18 protein-coding genes are annotated in these 23,053 nt (G+C 68.2%); 12 read left to right on the top strand and 6 right to left on the bottom strand.

Going from position 1 to position 23,053, the window contains the following annotated elements:
* The first annotated feature begins 150 nt into the window (after nt 1-150).
* The 6 genes from ACFQ0E_RS01015 to ACFQ0E_RS00990 all read left to right on the top strand — a co-directional run bounded on the left by ACFQ0E_RS01015 (nt 151) and on the right by ACFQ0E_RS00990 (nt 5,432).
* Nucleotides 151-1,752 carry a hypothetical protein gene (locus ACFQ0E_RS01015; RefSeq protein WP_386821845.1) on the top strand — a complete coding sequence of 534 codons (1,602 nt, stop codon included), beginning with the start codon at nt 151-153 and terminating at the stop codon, nt 1,750-1,752.
* 32 nt (nt 1,753-1,784) lie between these two features.
* The gene (locus ACFQ0E_RS01010) at nt 1,785-2,369 is read left to right on the top strand and encodes an anthranilate synthase component II (RefSeq protein ID WP_386821844.1); all 585 of its coding nucleotides are present in this window, start codon (nt 1,785-1,787) and stop codon (nt 2,367-2,369) included.
* Nucleotides 2,370-2,473: 104 nt separating this feature from the next.
* Nucleotides 2,474-3,508 carry an anthranilate phosphoribosyltransferase gene (trpD, locus tag ACFQ0E_RS01005; RefSeq protein ID WP_386821843.1) on the top strand — a complete coding sequence of 345 codons (1,035 nt, stop codon included), beginning with the start codon at nt 2,474-2,476 and terminating at the stop codon, nt 3,506-3,508.
* A gap of 24 nt (nt 3,509-3,532) precedes the next feature.
* Nucleotides 3,533-3,880 carry an antibiotic biosynthesis monooxygenase family protein gene (locus tag ACFQ0E_RS01000; protein ID WP_386821842.1) on the top strand — a complete coding sequence of 116 codons (348 nt, stop codon included), beginning with the start codon at nt 3,533-3,535 and terminating at the stop codon, nt 3,878-3,880.
* Complete coding sequence (trpC, locus tag ACFQ0E_RS00995; RefSeq protein WP_386821841.1) at nt 3,877-4,713, top strand: indole-3-glycerol phosphate synthase TrpC; 837 nt, start codon at nt 3,877-3,879, stop codon at nt 4,711-4,713. Before ACFQ0E_RS01000 ends, trpC begins: the two co-directional genes overlap by 4 nt.
* Nucleotides 4,710-5,432, top strand: a complete 723-nt coding sequence (locus tag ACFQ0E_RS00990) for a haloacid dehalogenase-like hydrolase (RefSeq protein WP_386821840.1) — start codon at nt 4,710-4,712, stop codon at nt 5,430-5,432. The genes trpC and ACFQ0E_RS00990 overlap by 4 nt, the downstream gene beginning before the upstream one ends.
* Nucleotides 5,433-5,543: 111 nt before the next feature.
* Here the strand turns inward: ACFQ0E_RS00990 and ACFQ0E_RS00985 are convergent, their stop codons facing one another.
* Complete coding sequence (locus ACFQ0E_RS00985) at nt 5,544-7,022, bottom strand: hypothetical protein (RefSeq protein WP_386821839.1); 1,479 nt, start codon at nt 7,020-7,022, stop codon at nt 5,544-5,546.
* Between the two features lie 631 nt (nt 7,023-7,653).
* On the opposite strand from ACFQ0E_RS00985, the gene ACFQ0E_RS00980 reads away from it, so the two are divergent.
* Nucleotides 7,654-9,444: a hypothetical protein gene (locus tag ACFQ0E_RS00980; RefSeq protein ID WP_386821838.1), complete on the top strand. Its 1,791-nt coding sequence runs from the start codon at nt 7,654-7,656 to the stop codon at nt 9,442-9,444.
* Nucleotides 9,445-9,547: 103 nt separating this feature from the next.
* On the opposite strand, the gene ACFQ0E_RS00975 is transcribed toward ACFQ0E_RS00980, so the two are convergent.
* A complete protein-coding gene (locus ACFQ0E_RS00975; RefSeq protein ID WP_386821837.1) occupies nt 9,548-11,728 on the bottom strand; it encodes a winged helix-turn-helix domain-containing protein in 2,181 nt (726 codons plus the stop codon).
* 421 nt (nt 11,729-12,149) lie between these two features.
* Here ACFQ0E_RS00975 and ACFQ0E_RS00970 point away from each other — a divergent pair, with 421 nt between their 5' ends.
* Nucleotides 12,150-13,736: a hypothetical protein gene (locus ACFQ0E_RS00970; protein ID WP_386821836.1), complete on the top strand. Its 1,587-nt coding sequence runs from the start codon at nt 12,150-12,152 to the stop codon at nt 13,734-13,736.
* A 174-nt stretch (nt 13,737-13,910) separates the two neighbouring features.
* Here ACFQ0E_RS00970 and ACFQ0E_RS00965 read toward each other — a convergent pair whose 3' ends face one another.
* From ACFQ0E_RS00965 to ACFQ0E_RS00955, 3 genes are read right to left on the bottom strand one after another with little or no spacing between them, the layout of a single operon-like run.
* A complete protein-coding gene (locus ACFQ0E_RS00965) occupies nt 13,911-14,417 on the bottom strand; it encodes a GrpB family protein (RefSeq protein ID WP_386821835.1) in 507 nt (168 codons plus the stop codon).
* A 59-nt stretch (nt 14,418-14,476) separates the two neighbouring features.
* Nucleotides 14,477-16,807: a protein kinase domain-containing protein gene (locus tag ACFQ0E_RS00960; protein WP_386821834.1), complete on the bottom strand. Its 2,331-nt coding sequence runs from the start codon at nt 16,805-16,807 to the stop codon at nt 14,477-14,479.
* Nucleotides 16,808-16,816: 9 nt separating this feature from the next.
* Nucleotides 16,817-17,377 carry an ECF-type sigma factor gene (locus ACFQ0E_RS00955; protein WP_386821833.1) on the bottom strand — a complete coding sequence of 187 codons (561 nt, stop codon included), beginning with the start codon at nt 17,375-17,377 and terminating at the stop codon, nt 16,817-16,819.
* Nucleotides 17,378-17,798: 421 nt separating this feature from the next.
* On the opposite strand from ACFQ0E_RS00955, the gene mgtE reads away from it, so the two are divergent.
* Nucleotides 17,799-19,160, top strand: a complete 1,362-nt coding sequence (mgtE, locus tag ACFQ0E_RS00950) for a magnesium transporter (protein WP_386821832.1) — start codon at nt 17,799-17,801, stop codon at nt 19,158-19,160.
* 22 nt (nt 19,161-19,182) lie between these two features.
* Here mgtE and fabR read toward each other — a convergent pair whose 3' ends face one another.
* Complete coding sequence (gene fabR / locus ACFQ0E_RS00945) at nt 19,183-19,845, bottom strand: HTH-type transcriptional repressor FabR (protein ID WP_386821831.1); 663 nt, start codon at nt 19,843-19,845, stop codon at nt 19,183-19,185.
* An 89-nt stretch (nt 19,846-19,934) separates the two neighbouring features.
* Here fabR and ACFQ0E_RS00940 point away from each other — a divergent pair, with 89 nt between their 5' ends.
* The 3 genes from ACFQ0E_RS00940 (at nt 19,935) to ACFQ0E_RS00930 (ending at nt 23,052) form a co-directional block, all read left to right on the top strand.
* The gene (locus ACFQ0E_RS00940) at nt 19,935-21,020 is read left to right on the top strand and encodes a ferredoxin reductase (RefSeq protein ID WP_386821830.1); all 1,086 of its coding nucleotides are present in this window, start codon (nt 19,935-19,937) and stop codon (nt 21,018-21,020) included.
* Nucleotides 21,021-21,024: 4 nt separating this feature from the next.
* Nucleotides 21,025-22,170, top strand: a complete 1,146-nt coding sequence (locus ACFQ0E_RS00935; protein ID WP_386821829.1) for a fatty acid desaturase family protein — start codon at nt 21,025-21,027, stop codon at nt 22,168-22,170.
* Nucleotides 22,171-22,239: 69 nt separating this feature from the next.
* Nucleotides 22,240-23,052, top strand: coding sequence for a hypothetical protein (locus tag ACFQ0E_RS00930; protein WP_386821828.1), 813 nt, complete (start codon nt 22,240-22,242; stop codon nt 23,050-23,052).
* Nucleotide 23,053: the final 1 nt, after the last annotated feature.

Genomic DNA, 23,053 nt, shown 5'->3' with positions numbered 1-23,053 from the left:
GCCTGGGTGCTGGGCGCAACAGATTACCCTGCGCACCTGCCCGGAGCGCCGGCAGGCGGCGGAACCGGACCTCGGTCGCGTACCCGCCGCCGGGTGCGGTGTACGATCCCGCCGGCCCCCCTGCAACGTCTGTCCGCTCCCGGAGTTTCCATGCGACCCCTGCGCACCCTCGTCCTCGTCTCCCTCGCGCTGGCCTGCGGCCTGCAGGCCGATGCCGCCCGTCGCACCGCGCCCGGGATCGATGTCCTCGCCGCCGACCAGCCGCAGTTGATGATCGGCCGTCTGGAACTGGAGTGGGGCGACCTGCGCCCCGGTGCCCCGGCGGACGGTCGGCCGACCATGCAGTTCAGGGCCGCGCTGGTCGACGATGCCGGCGTGCGTCGTGCCCTCGACACCACCGAAGCCCTGCGCGCCGCCGAAGACCTGTACGCCCTCTACGGTCGCCGTGTCGCGGTGTCGACCGTGCCGGTGGCCGCCAAGGCCGGCGGCGCGCCGTCGCGGCGGATCGAGGCCATCGTGCCGGTTGGCGACCTGCTGTCGTCCGATCTGCGCAGCGGCCGCATCGCGAAGGCGCTGGCCGGCGGCGAGAAGATCGCCGGCGTCACCACCTGGGTGACGCTGATGTGCAAGTTCAGCGACATCGCCACCGAGCAGAAGAACCAGGCCTTCTTCCAGGGCCAGTACGGTACCGCGATCGGCCAGCTCGACCACTACTGGCAGGAAGTGTCCTACGGCCAGATCAACCTCGCCGGCAGCCAGGCCTACGGCTGGCGCTCGCTGCCGCAGCCGCGCAGCTACTACGTGACCAAGGACGCCAACGGCAAGGACAAGGCCGACCTGGGCAAGCTCTACACCGACTGCACCGCCGTCTTCGACCCCGACGTGAACTTCGCCGTGAACGGTGGCGTGCAGGGCATCAACATGATGTTCAACGGCGACCTCGACGGTTTCGCCTGGGGCGGCGGCCGCTGCTCGACGCTGGACGGTATCAACAAGTGCTGGAGCACCACGTGGAATCCGCCGTGGTCGTTCAACAACCTCGCGCCGCTGTCGCACGAGATGGGCCACGCCTACGGCCTGCCGCATGCGAACAACTCCGACGCCGACAGCGACCCCTACGACAATCCGTGGGACGTGATGAGCGACGCCTGGAACAACGGTGTGTCCAACGGCACCTACGGCACGCTGCCGAAGCACATCAACATCTACTCGCGCAATCGCCTGGGCTGGGTGCCCGCCGCACGCAAGCTGGCGATCAACGCCGGCGGCACCACCACGACCGTGACCGTCGACCGCGCCAGCCTCGCCGGTTCGTCCAACATCCAGATGGTGACGCTGAACTACCCCGGCCAGACCACCCGCTACTTCACCGTCGAAGTGCGCAAGCGCACCGGCAACTACGAAGCCAACCTCGCCGGCAACGCGGTGATCATCCACGAGGTGCAGACCGGTCGCAGCGAGCCGGCCTGGAGCATGGACGCGGACAAGCCGGCGGCCAACCGTGCCAACAACGAAGGCAGCATGTTCAAGGTCGGCGAGCGCTGGGTCTCGGCGGATCGCCAGTTCTGCGTCGCGGTGAAGTCCGAGACGACCAACGGCTTCGTGCTCGACATCGGCGGCCGCTGCCAGATCACCGGCCGTCCCGGGGGCGTGCAGCAGACCGCGAGCGCGATCGGCGCGGCGGCGCCGGCGGGCCCGTCGCCCCGGCGTACGGCGCCGCATGCGATTGCCAAGCCCGGCGCCCGCCGATAAATTGGCCGGCCCACCTGCGCGAGACCGCTGTCGTGATCCTGATGCTCGATAACTACGACAGCTTCACTTACAACCTCGTGCAATACCTGCAGGCGCTGGGCGCGGACGTGAAGGTGGTCCGCAACGACGAGCTGACGGTGGCCGAGATCAAGGCCCTGGACCCGTCCGGCATCGTGATCTCGCCCGGCCCCTGCACCCCGAACGAAGCCGGGGTGTCGGTGGACGTGATCCGCCAGCTCGGCGACCGCATCCCCATCCTCGGCGTCTGCCTCGGCCACCAGAGCATCGGCCAGGCCTACGGCGGCGACGTGGTCCGCGCCGGACGCATCATGCACGGCAAGACCTCGCACATCCGCCACGAGGGCAAGGGCGTGTTCGCCGGCCTGCCCGACCGCTACGAAGCCACCCGCTACCACTCCCTGGTCGTCGACCGGCATACCCTGCCGGATCACCTCGAAGTGACGGCCTGGACCGAGAACGACGACGGCTCGGTCGAGGAGATCATGGGTCTTCGCCACCGCGAACACCCGGTGGAAGGCGTGCAGTTCCACCCCGAGTCGATCCTCACCGAGCACGGCCACGCGCTGCTCAAGAATTTCCTCGACCGCGCGGCCTGAGCGCCGCGCCCGCCGGCAGGCCCGGGCGCAGGTTGTCCGGCGCGCCGGCAGCCGCCATCATGGACGCCCGCCATCGGCGGCCCGCAGAACGGACGATCACACGCATGCCCATCACTCCCCAGGAAGCCCTGCAGCGCACGATCGAGCACCGCGAGATCTTCCATGACGAAATGGTCGATCTGATGCGCCAGATCATGCGCGGCGAAGTGTCGCCTGCGATGACCTCGGCCATCCTGACCGGCCTGCGCGTCAAGAAGGAAACCGTCGGCGAAATTGCGGCAGCCGCGTCGGTGCTGCGCGAGTTCTCCAACAAGGTCGATGTACGCGAACGCGAGCACATGGTCGACATCGTCGGCACCGGCGGCGACGGTGCGCACACCTTCAACATCTCGACCGCCAGCATGTTCGTGGTCGCCGCCGCAGGCGCGAAGGTCGCCAAGCACGGCAACCGCAGCGTGTCGTCGAAGTCCGGCAGCGCCGACGTGCTCGAAGCGCTGGGCGCGAAGATCGAGCTGCAGCCGGCGCAGGTGGCGCAGTGCATCGCACAGACCGGGATCGGCTTCATGTTCGCGCCGATGCACCATCCGGCGATGAAGGTGGTCGCGCCGGTGCGCCGCGAGATGGGCGTGCGCACCATCTTCAACATCCTCGGCCCGCTGACCAATCCGGCGGGCGCGCCGAACATCCTGATGGGCGTGTTCCATCCCGACCTGGTCGGCATCCAGGCGCGCGTGCTGCAGGAACTGGGCGCCGAGCGCGCGCTGGTGGTCTGGGGCCGCGACGGCATGGACGAACTCTCGCTCGGCGCCGCCTCGCTGGTCGGCGAGCTGCGCGACGGCAAGGTCCGCGAATACGAAGTGCATCCCGAGGATTTCGGCATCGGCATGGCCGCGAGCCGCAACCTGCGCGTGAACGACGCGATCGAATCCAGGGCGATGCTGATCGAAGCCTTGAACAACAAGCCGGGGCTTCCGCGCGACATCGTCTGCCTCAATGCAGGCGCGGCGCTGTTCGTCGCGGGCGTGGCCGACAGCATCGCCCACGGCATCGAGGCCGCGCGTGCGGCGATCGCCAGCGGCGATGCCCGCGCCAAGCTCGAACACTTCATCGACACCACGCAGAAGCTGGCCGCGTCGTGAGCCTGACGTCATGAGCCTGCTTCCATGAGCGCCGAAGGTTTCGCCCGCACGCCCGAGCCGCCGTACTACGCGGTGATCTTCACCTCGCAGCGCAGCGGCGCCGACCCCGAAGGCTACGCCGAAGCCGCCGAGGCCATGGTCGCGCTCGCCGCGCAGCAGCCGGGCCATCTCGGCGTCGAATCGGTGCGCGGCGCCGACGGCGTCGGCATCACCGTCAGCTACTGGCGCAGCGAGAACGACATCCTGGCCTGGAAGCACCACGTCGAACACGCCGCGATCCGTGCGCGTGGCCGACGCGACTGGTACACCCGCTACATCACGCGCGTCGCCAAAGTCGAACGCGCCTACGACTGGTTACTGAAATCGCCATGAGCACAGCGACATCCCATTCCGCCCGCGCCGACATCCTGCAGCGCATTGTCGACCGCAAGCACGAGGAGATCGCCGAGCGCGTCGCACGCGTCTCGCTGGCCGAGCTGCGCGAGCGCGCCGCCGCCGCATCGCCGGTGCGCGGCTTCATCGCCGCATTGCAGGCGAAGCGCGCCGCCGGCCTGCCGGGCGTGATCTCCGAAGTGAAGAAGGCCAGCCCTTCGAAGGGCGTGATCCGCGCCGATTTCGATCCGGCCGCGATCGCGCGCAGTTACGAGGCCGCAGGCGCGGCCTGCCTGTCGGTACTGACCGACGTCGATTTCTTCCAGGGTGCCGACGCCTACCTGCAGGACGCGCGCGACGCCTGCGCGCTGCCCGTGCTGCGCAAGGATTTCACCGTCGACGCCTACCAGGTCGTCGAAGCGCGCGCGCTCGGCGCCGACTGCATCCTGCTGATCGTGTCCGCGCTGGACGACGACCAGCTCCTTTCGTTGTACCGCGAAGCGATGGCGCTCGGCCTGGACGTGCTGGTCGAAGTGCACGACGGCGACGAACTGCAGCGTGCGCTGCGCCTGCCGGCCATCGACGGACGCGAGGCGCTGATCGGCGTCAACAACCGCAACCTGCGTACCTTCGAGGTGTCGCTCGACACCACGCTGGCGCTGAAGGATGCGATGCCTTCCGGTCGACCGCTGGTCACCGAGAGCGGCATCGCCACCCGCGACGACGTGCAGCGCATGCGCGATGCCGGCATCGACCTGTTCCTGGTCGGCGAATCCTTCATGCGCGATCCCGATCCGGGCGCGGCCCTGCAGCGGCTGTTCTTCCCGTCATGAGCCAGGCGCAGTACCCGACGCCCGCGGCCGACGCGCCGCTGGTGGTGTTCGATTTCGACCACACCCTGTACGACGGCGATTCCGGCAGCCACCTGTTCAAGTGGCTGATCGAACGCGCCTGGTGGCGCCGCGCGCTGGCTTTGCTGATCGCGCCGGTGTTCGGCCCGATGATCGCCTTCCTGCCCACGCGGCGCCGCGGCATCTCCGGTTTCGTCTGGGTCGGCACGCTGGGCATGCGCAAGGTCGCCGAGTTCGATGCGATGACCGCGCGCTACGTCGCGGCGCATGCGGATGCGATCAAGCCCCGCCTGCTGCCGGTGGCCCTCGACGTGCTGCGCAGGCACCGCGAAGCCGGCGACCGGGTGATCGTCGCCACCGGCGCGCCGCCCGAACTGGCCCGCGCCATCCTCGCCTTCGCCGGGCATGGCGACCTGCCGGTGATCGGCACCCAGGTCGGGCCGAAGTACGGTTCGATCGTCGCCGTGCGTCACTGCCACTACCGCATGAAGATGCGGATGATCGCCGACGCCGGCTTCGGCGGCCCGGTCGAAGCCGCCTACACCGACAGCAGCGCCGACTTGCCGCTGCTCCACGCCGCGCGCAGGCCCGTCGTCGTGAACCCCAAGCCCTCGCGCGTCGAGATGTTCCGCCGCGTGCTCCCCGCCGGCACCCCGATCCTCAACTGGGGATGTCCGGGGCGGGATGGTGACGCGCTCTAGGCAGTCCTGCTATCAGATGCATCGATCAACAGGCACGGCGACGAGCGCGTCAGCCCGCGTCGCCGCCGTCCTTGCCCGGTCATCCCGGGCGTTTGTCGCAGTGCCGATCGATTACAGGCTCGACACCTTCACGCGGAAGCCTTCCGTGGTGGCAGAGACGACTTCGACCCTGAAACGGCTGCCGAGGGGTTCGGGCGTCGTCCAGATTTCGCCGACCTTGAACATGCTGCCCTCGTTGTTGGAGACCGTGGCGGGCGGGCTGCTGGCGTCGACGCTCCACGCGGGCTGGCTGCGAGCGGTGTCCACTGAATGGATGATCACGGCGTCGCCGGCCAGGTTGGCTTCGTACGTGCCGGTCCGCTTGCGGGTTTCGATCGTGTAGTAGCGCGTGGTGCTGCCCGGGACCACCAGCTTGATCATCTGCGCGTACGCCGAACCCGCCAGGCTGGCGCGCTCGAGCGTGTAGGTGGTCGCGGCGCTGCCATGGGTGACCGTGCGCAGGCGCGCAGCATCGACCCAGCCCAGACGATCGCGCGAGTAGATGTTGATGTGCTTGGGCAGGCTGCCGTAGGTGGCATTGCTGACCGCGTTGTTCCACGCGTCGCTCATCACGTCCCACGGATTGTCGTAGGTGTCGGCGTCGCCATCGGAATTGTTGGCGTGCGGCAGGCCGTAGGCGTGGCCCATTTCGTGCGAGAGCGGCGCGAGGTTGTTGAACGACCAAGGCGGGTTCCACGTCGTGCTCCAGCACTTGTTGATGCCGTCCAGCGTGGCGCAGCGGCCACCACCCCATGCGTAGCCGTCCAGGTCGCCGTTGAACATCATGTTGATGCCCTGCAGCCCGCCGTTCGCGGCGAAGTTGACGCTGGCGTTGGCGGCATTGGTGCAGTCGGTGAACAGCTTGCCCAGATCGGCCTTCGGCTTGCCGTCCGTGCCCGTGGTCACGTAGTAGGCGCGGTTCTGCGGCAGGGTGAACCAGCCGTACGCTGCGCTTCCGGTGAGGTTGATCTTGTTGTAGGACACCTCGCGCCAGTAGTGGTCGAGCTGGCCGGCGGTGTTGCCGTACTGTCCCTGGAAGAACGACCTGGCCTTCTGTTCGGTGGTGATGTCCTTGAACTTGCACATCAGGGTCGCCCAGACCGTCGTGCCGGTGATCGCCCGGGTGGAGACGCTGGTCGGCGATGCCAGGCCGGCGCGCGCGTCGCGGAGGCTGGCGGTCAAACCGTCGATCGGCACGATGGCGTCGGGCTGCGCGCGCGAGGGCATGGTGCCGGCACGCTTCTGCAGGCCGAAGCTGACGGCCACGCGGCGGCCGTAGAGTCCATACAGGTCGCCCGCCGCCCTGGCCGCCGCTGCGGTGTCCAGTGGGGTGCGGCGACCGGCATCATCGACCAGGTTCACTTCCAGGATGTGCGGCGCCCGGCTGCCGGGCCTGGCATCGCCCCAGACCATTTCGAGGCGGCCCTGGAGGGGCGCGCCGGCGGATCCGGTTTTGCCGCTGCGTTGCGGCGGACCGCCGAAGGCATCGATCGAGACGGCTGCGAGAAGCAGTGCGGCCGATGGAACGGTCAAAGCGAGAATGCGTGACATGGGCGTCTTCCTTGTTCGTATTGGATGGAAATGCGCTTCCGTTGGCGTTTCCATGCCCTGTCCAGGGCACGCGCACCGGGGCGCGGCACAAGCATTCCATCACGCCTGAATCGCGGTCATGCGGAATCGATCATGTCCGGATCACGAAATGATCAAGCGCCCGCCTGTCATGTCGATCATGCGGATGCGTTCACGTTCCGAGTGGGTCGTCGTGAACCTCCGGGCGCTCGCGTGCCCGGATGTTGCGCCGCGAACTCCCAGCCGGCACGTCGATCCTCGGCAGGCGCGGGCTGGGACGACGTTCCGCAAGACGGGGCCATGAAGCGGGGAAGGGCGCTTTCGCGCGTCGTGCTGGACCTGTCGTGCACGAGGTAGTCGCGTCCTGACGGAACCATGATGCGATCGTGACGGTTCTGGCATGCGTCATCCGTGCGAAGCCTCCAACGTCCATGCAGCCCGGTCCTGCCGACACATGCAGCGCCGGGTGAAGTGAAGACCGGGGTGATTCGGCATGCGCTCCACGAGAGTGCCGATTTCGAACAGGCCTCACTCGACCAGGCACGGTCCAGCCCGGGCACATGCAAGGTGCCGCACGGCGGACGCACGTTCACATCCTCTTCTGGAGAGTTTCATGAATCGCAAGATGCTCCATGCCAGTCTGCTCGCCGTACTCGCGGCCCAGGCCGGCGTCGTCCATGCCGCGCAGACCGTCGACCTCGCACGTCAGGCTTCGGCCAAGTCCAAGGCCGGATCGGTCAATGCCTATCAGCTCACCGGCACCCGATCCAGCGACCTGCAGATGGCGTATGCGCAGATGGTCGGCGACGGTGCCCTGGCCCGTTTCGAGCAGTACCATCTGGGCGTTCCGGTGTTCGGTGGTTCTTTCGTTGCCGAAATCGAGAACGGCGCTCATGACGGCCGCATCAAGCGCGCCAGCGGCAGTTTCGTGAAGGGCCTGGAATTCGATGTGGCGAGCATCATGCCTGCGGTCGACATGACCGGCGCGCTGGACGCCGCACGACGCAAGCTGAAACTGTCCGGCATCGGCCTGGCGCCGGATGCCAGGAACACCGCGCATCTGTACATCTGGCGCGATGCGGCCGGCAAGGGGCGTCTGGTCTACGTCGTGTCGCTCGATGTCCCGGCGACCCTGCACAGGCGTGCCTCGCGTCCGACGCTCGTCGTCGACGCCAATACCTCGGCGATCCTCGATCGCTGGGAATCCTTCGATGCGAATGACGGCATGGGCCCCGGTGGCTATCTTCGCCCGGTCGCCCAGCGACTGGCCACACGCGGCTGGGATCGCAGGAAGATCGCCATGCTGTTCTCGCATGCGCGCAACCTGTACCAGGTGGAGAACAGCAGCATGGCGGCCACGACCTGTGGCGCAGCGGAGGCGGCGGCCGACCTCGGTTTCCCGGTGGGCGATGTGCGCTCCGCGTTCGCGGTTGCTGGTCGCTGCCTCAGCAACGCCCGCAAGTTCACCCTGTCAATGAACGATGACGGCGTGGCGCCGACGACGAGTGCCGATCCCGTGGTCCGCAACGTTTCCGCCAGGGTCGTCACCAATTCGACGTTGACGACCAAGACCGCCGCCTGGCGCAAGTTCGCGCTGAGCGATTTCACGGCGCTGAAGCCGTGGGACACCTCGGGAGAGAACCTCGCCGCAGCCAAGGCGGCCCTCGGTATCCCGAGCACCAGCACCACGCGTGCCGACGTGGTGTACATCAACAACATGAACATCAGCTCGGGCAATGGCTTCCAGACGTCCTCGGTCGACTATTGCAGTCGCAGCGGCGCCTGCGTCGATATTCGCACCAATGCCTTCGGTACGCGTGCGCAGAACGACACCTACACCGCATGGAGCCAGGTCGTCGGCCTCAACAAGGTCCGCATCCCCACCACGTCGCAGTCGGCCGCGATGACCCTGCCTTCGGGAACGCAGTGGAGCATCACCACCACCAAGGCCTCGTCCTGGGCCTATACGGTGTCCAGCGAGGTCACCATCGGCGCGCAGTTCACGATCTCCGACTCGTTCGGCTGGAACTACGCGGTCACCTTCGGCGCCTCGGCGACCAAGAGTGGCGAGAAATCGACGTCCTTCACCACCAATTTCAATCACGGCTCCTACCGCATTCCGGCCGGTTGCTACGCTGAGCTGACACCAGTGGAGCGCTGGAAGCAGCGCTACGATACCTGGACAGTGAAGCCGCAGGTTCAGGGCACGATGCGGGTGCGCACCTATCCCAACTGGAACGGCCAGGAGTACACCAACTATGCCGCGACCAGTCACTTCAAGGATCTGGCCAGCAAATCGGCGTACGTCCTCACGCTGAACGACCGCACTTCGATCATCAACGGTGTGCAGGTCGTCGGCAAGCGGTTCAGCGACAACAGTGCCTGCACCCTGACGCCGCTCTGACGCAGTACATCGCTCGAAGGTGGATCACCGACCGCGCCGGGTTCCGGCGCGGTCTTTTTACTGCCGATTCCTGCAGCTGCGATCTGCGCAGACGAGGTCAGGTTCACTTCAAGTGCGGCGGATCCGTCACCATTCGATCCATGGGTCGGGAGAAGGCCGCCGTGCTTTTCCTGGTCGCATCGGCGTAGCGTCGCGCGACATCGCCGGGCAGCGCGCGCTCGCCTGCCAGTGCCCGTACCTGCGTATACGCAGCCCGTATCCGCGCTGGATCGCCGCCTGCGATCGCCACCTGCAGACTCATCACGCTGCTGCGGTAGTCGCGGTCGATACGGTTCGGCTGATGCGCGCGCAGATCCTCCAGCACAATCCGGGCGCCATCCGCATCGTCCCGCTGCAGCAACAGCTCGACCAGCGCTTCCGCCGCCAGCGTCATCCGATAGGTCTGGCCCATGCGCCGGGTTTCCTGCAGGGCCCACCTGAAGTCCGCTTCGGCGGCTTGGGCGTCGCCCTGCATCCACAGCCATCGGCCGCGCGCGATGCGGCCGGTCGCGGTCCTCGCGTTCTGGATCATCGCCTTCTGCTGTACGGGCAGATCCCGAACCGGCTTGCCTTGCGTCGCCAGGTCCCGCGCAGCGAGGGCCCAGAGCAGCAGCGGGCCTTCGGCGTCCTCCAGCATCGGATTGAAATCGTAGGTGTACGGTTTCGTGTCGAAGCTCTGTTCCAGCCGAGCCATCGCGCGTGCGGGGGCGCCCGATGCGAGGTGGTGCATCGCCTCGATCGAGGCGCTGATGGCGTCATCGCCGCCTTCCAGCTGCGCGGCTTCTTCCAGTTGCGCGGCGGCCTCGTGCAGGCGTCCGGTTTCGCTCAGGATGAACGCGCGCAGCACGAGGGCGCGCTGGCGGCGATCCGACCCGGGCGTCTGTCGCAGCAGGCGCAAGGCTTCGTCGTTGGCGGACAGCGCTTGCTCCCAGCGAAGCAGTTCGACCTGGATGCGCGAGATCGTGTTGAGCGTGTAGATCTGGTTGACCGGATCCTTCGATCGTCTGTTCGACGCCAGCAGGGCCTGCAACTCTTCCAGCGCTTCGCGCATGCGTCCGGCACGCATCCAGGCGCGCGCCAGGTTGCCGTGCACCTGCGCGGCGCCGTCGAGGTCGCCGATCGCGATGCGGATGTCCTTGGCCCTGACGAAATCGCGCATGGCCTCGTCCGATCGTCCCTCGCGCATCAATCCCACGCCGCGACCGAAGACTGCGTCGCTGACATCCTCGGCGGGGGCAGCTTCGCCCATGGACGCCAGCAGCGCCAGGGCTTCGCTCGATGCGGCCGTGATCGACGCAGGGGTGCCTTCGCCCTTGGCGAAGATCATGCTCTTCATCGTCAGGACCCTGGCACGCCACAGCGGATCCCCGGCGGCGTCCGCGCGTGCCTGCTGTCGTTCGAGCTTCTGCAGGGCGAGTTCCGTCCTGCCCCGCAACATGTCGAGCCGCACTTCCAGCAGCTTGGCCTGCGGGCCGTCCGCGATCTCCGGCGGCAACCGTGCCAGGCCTTCGCGGACATCCTCGTATCGACCGGCATCCAGTGCAGCTTCCAGCGTGGCGACGGCATCCCCTGCAGGCGTTGCAGTGGCCGATGTCATCGACTGCGCAGGCGCGCCGCGCATCGTGCCGTACATGGCCGCTCCGGAAAGACCGACCGCCGAGACGGCGATCCAGCCGAGCCAGTGCGGTGCGCGCTTCCTGCCGCCATGGATCGGCAGGGTGTCGGCGACCAAGGCGCCTGCGGGCGATGCGTCCTGCGGAGGGGCAGCGGGGGAGGCGGATTCGGATGCCGGAGGTTCCGATGTCCGGGGTCCCGACGCTTCTGCCTCCGTCGTCGAGCGCGCCAGGCCCTCGCCGACCCCTGATGCCATGGACCTCTGCGCGAGCTTCGAGGTCGCTCCGTTTGCCGGCTCGGGCGACTGCGCTGAAGGGGCGTCACCCTCGCTGATCGCGCCGACCCAGCGATAGCCCAGACCGGGCGCCGTGCGGATCAGCCGCTGGGTGTGACCGTCGTCGCCGATCGCGCGCCGTGCAGAAAGGATGACCTGGGACAGCTGGTGGTTGGTGACGTTGTCGTGTCCCCACAGCGTGCGGATCAATTCGTCGTAGCCGACGACGCGATGGCGATTCTCGATCAGATGATGGATGCAGGCGAGCGTCTTGCGGGTCACATCCACCTGGCGCCCGTCATGGACAAGAAGCATCGCTTCGCGGTCCAGACTGAAGTCGTCCCATCGATATCGCATGATCGTATCGTCTTCCGTGAGAATGCCTGCCGGCAGGGGGCACACAAGGCTGCGGCGATCCGTCCCGCAACCCCTGACTCCTCGATCCTAGTCTGCCATGGGCGATTGCGGGATGGCACCGGTCCGCCCGGGTGTGGAGGGGGCAAAAACGGCACAAACCAAGCCGAAAGCGGAATATCGACCGGCGTTCGTGATCGTCTCGTGATGGCTTCGTGATGCGCCGTGATCCATTTGATGCCGGCGCTGGCCAATCTCGCGCCCTGGTTGGCTGCGCGTTGCGAAAGCCGCCTGCCAGCCATCGGCACAGGCCGGGAAAGGCCAGGGAAACAGAGCGTGCCCTCGATCACGGATCCGGCGACGTATCCCGGGTTCGAGACCGGCTGTCCGTCCGCGCATACGAACCCACACAAGGAAGACCCACATGAACGCACCAACCATTGCTCCGGCGACCCGTCTGGCGACGGCCCTGGCCCTGGCACTGCTTGCGCCTGCTGCCCTGGCCCAGACGCTGCCCGCAGCCGGCACCACCAACTCCGGCACCTACACGCTGCCAAACTCGCGCACGACCGCAGGCGAGTACCCCTGGGTGATCAGGATCCTGTCCTACCATCCCGGCGCGGTGGTTCCGCGGCGCATGTATTCGACCTCCTGCACGACCGGCGGGGTCAGGAAGTTCTACGCCTCGCTGACCAGCATGAGTACGGCCGGCGCCCACGAGGGCATGCTGATTTCCGGTGATGTGAGCAGCACCGGCGCGGTGAGCAACTTCACCTCCCGGGCTTTCCCCGCCTGCAAGGACATGGCCGGCATCGTGGCCGATGCAAGCTGCTCGACGGTCGCGGCGCTGTGCCGCCGATCGTCCGGCTCGACCGGCCCGACCAAGGACCTAGTCGCGGCACTGCAGAATACGGCCGAGGGGAACAGCTGGAGGGACTGGCTCACCGCGGAATCGTACGACGATCAGATGTGGCTGTACGAGTGGAAGGGGAGCCCTGCCGCGCCCACGAACGCCCTCACGGGCTACAACAGCTACGTGGTCAGCAAGGCCATCAACCAGGCGGGTCGACAGGGAAGCTGGGAATACGGCCATCACAATCTGGTGATGTCGAGCAGCCACTACGGTGTGGCTCTGAAATCGACGAGCGGAAAGGATTCGGGCGGCACGCAGCACCAGGCCGACAGCATGATCGCAGTCACCCGGGTCGCCACGGCGTCCAACACCACCATCGACATCACCCGCGGCTGGAAATGGGCCTGCGCCAGCGGCCACACGCTGGCCAATCGGCCTGTTCTGAGCACCACCGGCAAATTCGGCGCGTTCTGCACCACGGACTGGAACAACGCCGCCGGCGACTACAGCAAGGGCGGGATCTACATGCGTGTCGAAGGGACGAACGCGAGCCTGACCCACAGCATCTACATGTCGACGAGCAGCTCACTGCGCTTCAACGGCGGCAGCACCTCCATCCTGCCGACCGCCAACGGCGAGTTCATCGGCGTGCTCGTGGGCTCGCCCACCCCGTCCATCGCCGAGCGCTCGCGCATCGGGCTGGTCCGCTTCAACAGCGTCGGCGTTCGGCTGTCCGCGCCGCTGTGGATCAAGAGCAGTGCCACGCACTTCCTGTCCTACCCGCAGCTGGTTTCGCTCGGCAACGACAGCACCGGCACGCCGCGCTACCTGCTCGGCTGGGCGCAGATGATGGCTTCGGGGACCAATGTGACCACGTCCTTCGACAGTCCCAGCCCGGACCAGACCCAGCGCCTGGCCACGAAGTATTTCGTGCAGGAGATCGATGCCAACGGCAATGCGAAGTCCCAGGTCAGGGAGCTGACGCATGGCTGGGGCGAGCAGGACCAGATGGTCTCGCTGGGTGCCGGGCGTGCGGGCTGGGTCTATCGTCCCGACGGCCGCATCAAGCTGTCCGCTGATGGCACCACGGTCACCAGCATGCCCTCGCCTAACTCCACGGGGGTGATCTTCATGACCTATACCTCGACTTCGATGTAAGCACGCCCTGAAGACCGCCGCAGGGGCGCTGTCGCGTGTCGCGACGTCGTCCCTGCGGCCATGCGTGACTACAGTGGCGCGATCGCGTCACTGCCGGGCAGGCTCCGATAACGTCGCGATGCATGGATCGGCGCATGGACACCGCTGCACTATCCCGTCGCAGCGAGCGTGCGATCACCCGCCCGACAAGGCGATCACCTCGCGGATGAACGGCCCCTTCGCTTCGGTATAGGCGGACTTGTCGTGCGCGTGGCGCTGCGCGAGCTCGAATTTCAGCGCCTGGTAGCGGTCGCGCAGTGCGTCGTCGCTGCGCAACGCATCGCGAAACGCGAGGTGCTCGCGCCAGAGCGCGCTGCCGCATTCCACCGCATGCACGTGCACGCGCAGGCCGCCGGGCGGGGTCAGGGTGAAGTAGCGCCGCATGGGCAGTGCGGTTTCGTGTTCCGGTCGATAGGTGAAACCGGCGGCGACGAGGGCAGGGATGCGCGACTCGATGTCGGACAGCGACGCCGCGCCGACCAGGATGTCGATCACCGGTTTCGCAGCGAGCCCGGGCACCGAGGTGCTGCCGATGTGTTCGATATCGACCGCTACTGGTGCGAATGCGTCGCGCAGCACGTCGCGATGGGCCAGGAACAGGCGCGGCCATTCGGCGGAAGACGGGGCGATGGTGAGCGACATGTGGGAGCCCGGACGTGGATTCGGCGCTAAGGTTCGGTTCGCATATTCAGCGCGAACGTTCAGCGCGATTGTGACGCCGCGAGCAGGCGCTGGCGATCCCGCTCCGCATCGACGGTCAGCGGGCTGCTGCAGCGGCTGGCATCGGGAATCGCGGCGATCGAGCGTTCGTAGGCGGCCAATGCCTCCTGCGTGCGCCCGGACTGCGCGAGGCTGAGACCGTAACCGGCTTCGATCGCGTGCATGTTCGAGCGGAAGCGATCGCTGGAGGCCAGCGCCGTCTCGCGCACGCTGCGGTAATGGGCCAGCGCTTCCTCGGCGTTGCTGCGGCGCAGCTGCCATTCGCCGAGGGCGCGATCGATCCACATCTGCGAGCCGACATCGTCGACGGATTGCCGGGTCGATTCCATGCGCTCGAAGTAGGGGCGTGCTTCCTCGCTGCGTCCGCTGCGCAGCAGCGCGACCGCGTACTGCGCAGTCGCGCCCCGGGTCCAGGCGTGGTCCGGACCGATCGTCCGACGCCTCGCCTCCACCGCTTCGGCCAACCATGCTGCCGCAGCGGTGTTGTCGTTCGCGCACAGGTACATCGACCCGAGCAGGTTGACGTAGGTCGCGGTCGTGCCGTGGTCCGGTCCGAGCAGGCGATGCAGGTTCACCACCTCCCGGTGCAGCAGGGTCGTGGCCTCGCGGTGTCGTCCCAGCCCGCTGAGGGCCGTGGCGATGCGGATTCGCGCCAGCGATGCGGCCCCGCTCTCAATGCCGTTGAGCTTGGCGGCATAGGCTTCCGAGCGACGCGCGCTGCGCACGGCTTCGTCGAAGCGCGCCATCTGGCTCTGGCAGAGGCTCAGGCCGTTGTAGGCATCGCCCAGCTCGTTCTCGGGAATGTCGCGCGTGCGCCTCAGGATCCGTTCGTAGGTGCGCGCGCAGAGGTCCGCGCGACCGAGCAGTTGCTGGTTCCATGCGAGCGAACTGCGGATGCGCCAGGCCAGAACGTCCGGCGCGTCGTCGTCGGGATCGAACGGAAAATCGCGGATCAGCGCATCCAGTCGTTGCTGCGCCGCCCTGGGCTCGCCGGAATGGATGTCGATCATGGCGTCCAGCAGTCGCGCCTCGCCGAGCGACGACGCATCCGCACCGTCGGCCTGCGCGAGCAGTCGCGTGGCGCGTTCGGCCGCGCGGCGCGCCGACGCATACTGCCCGCGGCTGTTCAGGGTGTGGCCGATGGCGACCATGATCTTTCCGGCGATCGCCGGATGGTCGGGAAAGCGTTTGCCGGCCTTTTCCAGGCCCGCTTCCAGGATGTCGGAGACCGGTGCGTCGCTGGCGTTGCCGATGAAGGGGTCGCCCGCGCCGAGCAGGTCTTCGTTGAGGAAGCGATTCACCGCGAGCGTTTCGTCGCGCGCTTCGCGCAGCCGAGTCCGCTCGACGGCGGCGTAGTAGAGGAAGCCGCCGACCAGCGCGACCACGCCCAGCGTGACCAGCGCCGCGCTCAGGCTGCCGATGGGATGGCGTTGCACCAGCCGTGTCCATCGATAGAGCGGGCCGCCCTGGCGCGCCTGCACAGGCCTGCGCGCGAGATATCGCTCGAGGTCGTATTTCAGCGCGGTCGCAGTGATGTAGCGTTGCGCGGGAGCGTCGGCCGTGGCCTTGTCGATGATCGCCTGCAGGTCGCGCGAAGGCGGTTGCGCGGTGCCGGCGGCGAGCACCGCCTGCAGCAGTCGGCCGAGCTGCCACACATCCGACGCGGTGCCGACCGCACCCAGCGCGCGCTGCTCCGGGCTGGCGTATTCGGGCGTGAACGCGGTGGCCTGATCGCTTTCCTGGGCCAGCCCGGCGATGCCGAAGTCCAGCAGCTTCGCCTGGCCGCCGGCATCGATCATCACGTTGCCGGGCTTGATGTCGCGATGGATCAGCAGCCGGCCATGCGCGAATTCCACGGCTTGCAGCACCGGCAGCATCAGTGCGACGCGCTGCCGTTCGTCGAGGCGATGCGTCTCGGCATGGCGATCGATCGGCAGACCTTCGATGTACTCCATCGCGAACCACAGGTGGCCTTCGTCGGTGCGGCCGCCGTCGATCAGGCGTGCGATGTTGGGGTGCGACAGCTCGGCGAGGAACTGGCGCTCGCGGCGGAACAGCGCGGCGCTTTCCGGCGACAGCCTGGCGTCCTGAAGCCATTTCAGCGCGACGTTCTGCTCGAATTCACCGTCCGCGCGCTCGGCCAGATAGACCACGCCCATCCCGCCGCGTCCCAGTTCGCGGACGATGCGGAACGCGCCGACGCGCGTGCCCGCCTGCAAGCCGTCGGCGTCGAAGTGCGTGCGCAGCATGTCCTTGAACAGGGCGCCGCGGAACAGGCCGCGTGGTTCGAGCAATCGGTCGCGCAAGGACATCGCGGGTGCTCAGGCGGCGTCGTCGAGCAGCATCCGCAGATGCGTCCTGGCCTCCTGCCAGAGTCGTTGCGAGGTGCGCAGGGAGACGCCCATCGCAGTGGCGGTCTCCTCTTCGCTCAGGCCCGCGAACAGGCGGCACTCCACCACCTGCACCAGACGCTTGTCGGTGTCCGCCAGGCGCTTGAGCGCGGTGTCGATCTCCAGCAGTTCCTCGGCTTCGGCGCGCGCGCTGGCGGAAAGATCCAGATCGGCCTTGCCCAGCGTCGTGTGCGTCTGGCCGCCGCCACGCTTCTGCGCGACGCGGTCGCGGGCGTGGTTGATGACCAGCTGGCGCATCGCCACGGCCGCCAGGGACAGGAAATGCGCGCGGTTGGCGACGGCATCCGCCCCGGAGCGGCACATACGCAGATAGCAGTCATGGACCAGCGCGGTCACATCCTGCCCGCCGTCGATCGACGACGCGCTGCGCGCCAGACGCTTGAGGTCGGCGTACAGCAGTTGCACCACGCGGTCCCACGCCAATGGATCGCCTTCCCGGGCCTGTCCCAGCAATACCGTGATTTCGCTCATGGCGATCGCGCCTTGTTCCGATGGTTCGCACGCACGTGGTCGACGGGGCGCATGGCGCGTCCTGTCCGTCGCGAGACCACCGCGTCAGGCAGACCTCGCGCATAGGATGCTGCAATGGTGCGATGCGTCATGGCCGCGTCCCCGCTTCCGGTGGATTCCCCGCATCGCGAAGCATGAATTGTGCCGCCATTACAGGGAACGGGCTCTGGTTCATGGGATCGGTCAGGTTCACTTCGCCGGCGTGAAGTGGACCTGAGCCCGTGCTTGCGTTCGCGCGACCTCGTCCGCGTCCACCGTCACGATCCGCGCCGGGCTGGGCATCCCCTGCACGACAGGCGATAATGCGCGGATGGACACCTGACCCCGTGCGCCGTCGTGGCTTCGCCTCGAAGGGTGCGCCCCACGCCACCGGACGCACCGCATGGCCGAGACCATCCGCCACGACAAGACTGCGCGCCAGCTGCGTCTGCTCTCCGACGCGCTCGACAGCGGCCGCCTGGGTCCCGTGCGCCGGCTGGTCAACACCCTGTCGCCGGCCGAGATCGGCAACCTCCTCGAATCCCTTCCCCCGGCCAAGCGCAGCGTGGTCTGGGGCTTGGTCGATCCCGAGGACGATGGCGAGGTGCTGGTCCACGTCGGCGAGGACGTGCGCGAGAGCCTGATCGCGGACATGGACCCGGACGAACTGGTCGCGGCGGTCGAGGACCTCGACATCGACGATCTCGCGGACCTGGTCGAGGACCTGCCCGATACGGTGATCGACGAGATCCTCAAGTCGATGGACCGCGAGAACCGCGAGCGCCTGGAGCAGGTGCTGTCCTACGACGAGGACACCGCCGGTCGCCTGATGAACCCGGACGTGGTCACCGTGCGCGCCGACACCACGGTCGACGTGGTGCTGCGCTACCTGCGCCTGCGCGGCGAACTGCCCGAGCACACCGACCACCTGTACGTCGTCAGCCGCCGCCACCAGTACCTCGGCCGGATCGCGCTGCAGTCGCTGCTGACCCGCGATGCGAGCACGCCGATCAACCAGCTCGTCGACGACGAGCAGCCGGCGATCGGCGTGGAGGAGAGCGCCGACGAGGTCGCGCGCATGTTCTCCGACCACGACTGGATCAGCGCCCCGGTGGTCGACGACAACAACGTGCTGCTCGGCCGCATCACCATCGACGACGTGGTCGACATCATCCGCTACCAGGCCGAGCACCAGGCGCTCGGCGCCGCGGGCCTGGACGAGGAAGAAGACCTGTTCAGCCCGGTGCCGCGCGCGTTCCGCCGCCGCCTGCTGTGGCTGTCGATCAACCTCGGCACCGCCTTCCTTGCGTCCAGCGTGGTCGGTCGCTTCGAGGGCACCATCGAGAAGATCGTCGCGCTGGCCGTGCTGATGCCGATCGTCGCCGGCATGGGCGGCAACGCCGGCACCCAGGTGCTCGCGCTGATGGTGCGCGGCCTCGCCCTGGGCCAGGTCGGCGCGTCGAACGTGCGCACGCTGCTGTGGAAGGAGCTCCGCGTGGCGCTGATGAACGGCCTCAGCCTCGGCCTGCTGCTCGCGGTGGTGGTCTTCGTCTGGTTCCGCGATCCGATGCTGTCGCTGGTGATCGGCTCGGCCCTGACCATCAACCTCTGTTTCGCCGCCACAGCCGGCGTGCTGGTGCCGCTGGGCCTCAAGCGCATGGGCTTCGATCCCGCGCTGGCCGGTGGCGTGATCCTGACCACGGTCACCGACGTGATGGGCTTCCTCGCCTTCCTCGGCCTGGCGACGCTGATCCTGTTGCGCTGATCTGTCGCGTTGACCTGCAGCGCTAGGGCGTCGCCCTGCCGCGCCTGCGGGTTTCCATCAGGCGTGCGCCGGACAGGATCATCGTCACCATCGTGGCGAGCTGGTCGATCAGTTCGGCGTCGCGTTCGTGCGGGGAGTCCAGTGCGCTCGCGCCCATCGCGAACACCAGGCGGGTGATCGCCCGGGCGACCAGTGCGGGCTCGTGCAGCAACACGCCGTCCTTCGCCGCCAATCGCACCAGATCGTGGCGCAGCTCGTCCTCGAACGTCGTCAGCTCGCGATCCACGGCGTGCTTGAACGCGTCCGAGCCCACCGTGCCTTCGCGCAGCAGCACGTGCAGCAGGCGGTCGTCGGCGCGCATCTGCTCGAAGAAGGTCTGCACCGAGCCACGGACGATGCCGCGATTGCTCTGGTCGGCGCGATGGCGGGCGGCGCCGACGATCCGGCGCAGGGACTGGCCGGCCAGCGCGATCAGCGCCACCGCCAGTTCGTCCATGTCGCGGAACTGCCGATAGAAGCTGTTCGGGGCGATCCCGGCCTCGCGGGCGACCTCGCGCAGGCTCAGCGTGGACACCGAGCGGTGCGGGCCGATCAGGCGCAGGGCCGCCGCGAGCAGGTCGTCGCGGGAGATGGCGGCCTTGCGGGCATGGGCGGCCTCGGTGTCGGGGGGCAGGGCATCGGTCACGGGGCGGCTCCAGGCGAGCCGGCATCATAGCCCCGGAAATGTATATACAACTGTATAGACATCTGTATTCGCATGCGTATAGTGGCGGCATGCCCCCCTCTTCCGCCTCCATGCTCGGCCGCGCCTGGACCGCCCTGGTCCCGGACCACGTCTTCGATTTCTGGGCCGAGCGCGTGTCGCCGACCTGGTCGCGCCGCCGCCCGCTGGCCCGCATCGTCGGCCGCGAAGACACCGCTGCCGACACCGTGACCCTGGTCCTGGCCGGCAACCGCCACGTCCGCAGGCCCGCGCCGGGTCAGCACGTCATGGTCGGTGCCGAGGTCGACGGCCGCCGGGTCGCGCGCAGCTACAGCCCGAGCCTGCTGCCTGGCGGGCGCCTCGCGATCACCGTGAAGGCCGTGCCCGGCGGGCGCCTCAGCGAGCACCTTGTCCACCACGCCCGTGTCGGCGACGTGCTGACCATCGGCGAGCCTTTCGGCTCGCTCACGCTGCCCGACGACGCGGCCCCGGTGCTGCTGCTCGCCGGCGGCAGCGGGATCACGCCGCTGATCGCTCTGCTGCGCGATCAGGCCTTGCGTGATCGGGGCGCACGCGGTTCGACCCGTCCGATCACGCTGGCGTACTGGGTGCGCACCCCGGGCGAGGCCTGTTTCGTCGAGGAACTGCGCGCGCTGGCCGACGCGCATCCCGCGCTGCGCGTGCACATCGCCACGACGCGCGCGACCGACCCGCGCTTCGCGCACGGGCGGCTCGATGCGGACACGCTCGCCACGCTGGCGGGCGAGGGCGCTGCGCCGCATGTCCTCGCCTGCGGCAGCGCCGGTTTCGTCGCCCATGCGCGCGCGCTGGCCGAGCCCCGGGCCGCATCGTTCCAGGCCGAAGCCTTCAGCCCGCCCGACGCGCTGCCGGGCGAGACCGGCGAGGCCGAAGTCCGCCTCGCGCGCAGCGGCACGACCCTGCGCGTGCCGCGCAACCAGCCGTTGCTCGTCGCGCTGGAAGCCGCCGGCCTGCGCCCCGCGCATGGCTGCCGCATGGGCATCTGCAACACCTGCGCCTGCGGCAAGTCCGCCGGCACCACCCGCGACGTGCTTACCGGCGCGCGCGATCCCGAACCCGCCACCGCTCTCCGCCTGTGCATCAGCGCTGCGGCGGGCGACCTCGTCCTGGACCTCTGAACGCATGGCCACGCCCCGCAACCGCCCCCTCGGTGCCGACGAACTGGAGCGCTTCGGCGCCGAACTCGATGCGCTGCGCGAACGCGTCACGGCCACGATCGGCCAGGCCGACGCCGACTACATCCGCCGCATCCACGCCTCGGTGCGCTGGACCGGGATCGCCGGTCGCGTCCTGATCGGCGCCGGTGCCATCACTGGTGGCCTGCTCGGCGCGGTGCTGCATCCGGTCGCGCTGACGGTCCTCGTGCTCGGCACGCTGCTGCTCGCGCTGTCGAAGATCCTCGAAAACATGGAGCTGGGCCACAACGTCATCCATGGCCAGTACGACTGGATGCAGGATCCGCGCTTCGACGGTCGCAGCTACGAATGGGACATCGCCGGCACTGCCGACAACTGGCGGAAGACGCACAACTGGCGCCACCACACCTGGACCAACGTGCGCGGCATGGATGACGACATCGGCTACGGCCTGCTGCGCATCTTCCCCGAGCAGCGCTGGAAGCCCTTCTACCTCGCCCAGCCGGTGGTCGCGGTGGTGTTCGCGCTCCTGTTCGAGTGGGGCATCGCCATCCAGGACCTGCGCCTCGGGCGCTGGTTCGCCGGCAAGGTGACGTTCGCGCAGCTGCGCGCGCAGGCCCGCCCGGTCGGCCGCAAGGTGGGGCGCCAGGTGCTGCGCGACTACATCGTCTTCCCGCTGCTCGCAGGGCCGTGGTGGCTCACCGTGCTGGTGGCCAACGCCATCGCCAACGTGATCCGCAACGTCTGGACCTACGTGATCATCTTCTGCGGCCATTTCACCGCCGACGCCGAAACCTTCTCGAAGGAATCGGCCATCGGCGAATCGCGCGGCCACTGGTACCTGCGCCAGCTGCGCGGCTCGTCGAACATCTCCGGCGGGCGCTGGATGGACCTGATGTCGGGCAACCTCAGCCACCAGATCGAGCACCACTTCTATCCCGACCTGCCGGCCAACCGCTACGCCGCGATCGCGGTCGAGGTGCGCGAGATCTGCGCGCGCTACGGCCAGCACTACGACACCGGTTCGCTGCCGAAGCAGTTCGGCCAGGTGATGTGGCGGATCCTGCGCCACGCCTTCCCCAGCCGGCCGCGCCTGCGGCGCGACGCTGCGCTGGCGACCGCCACGGGCTGATCCCCGTTGCGGCCCACGGGCCGGGCTGGCAGCATCGGGCCTTCGCGAAAATGCGGGGGAGGGGGCGCGATGTCGAACGCACGCAGGTGGGTGCGGTGGATCCAGTACGGCGCGCTCGCGATCGTCGTGGGCGCCATCGCGGCCGACTTCCTGTTCCAGGATCGCTATCCCGAAGCCTTCGCGTGGGTCGAGCGCGGTTTCATGATGCTCGTGGCGGTCCCGGTCGGGTTCATGGTCCTCGGCCTCGGCTGGCAGGCCCTGTCCGACCTCACGCGCAGCCCGACCGAGGGCGTGACCGGCCCGGTGGAGGTGTCCCTGCACGCGCCGCGCGTCGGCCAGTGGGTGGTCGTGCTGATCCTGATCCTCGGGGGCGCCGCCTGCGTCTGGTTCTATCTCACCTGGCCCGAGCGCGATCCCGACTTCACGCCGGTCGCCGCGTGGGCGCTGCATCTCCAGATCATGGTCGGCCTGTTCGTGCTGATCTGGGCCGTGCTGCTGCTGGGCTTCCTGTCGATGGCGATCCGCAAGGCGCCGTGGTTCGTGCTCACGCCGCGCGGCTTCCTTTACGCGCCGGGCGGCGTGTCCCCGGGCTTCGTGCGCTGGGAGGACGTGACTGGCCTGCGCGAGACCGAGATCGTCTCGGGCCGTGGCCGGCAGAGCCCGCAGCTCGAACGCGTCCTCGCGATCGGCCTGCGCGATCCGTCGAAATACAGCGCGCGCTACAACCCGATGCTGGGCCTGCTGGTGCGGCTCGGCGGCCAGCTCTACGCCGCCCAGACCGAAGGCCCGGCGGACATCCTGATCAACCCCGCTGACTTCGGCGCGCGCTACGACGAGATCCGCGCGCGCATGGAAGCGCTGCACGCCGAGGCGAGGCGCTGAG

Origin of the sequence: Lysobacter brunescens (assembly GCF_042677005.1) — a bacterium.
In the GTDB taxonomy this organism is placed as follows: domain Bacteria; phylum Pseudomonadota; class Gammaproteobacteria; order Xanthomonadales; family Xanthomonadaceae; genus Lysobacter_I; species Lysobacter_I brunescens.
This window is presented reverse-complemented; position numbering and strand designations above follow the sequence as displayed.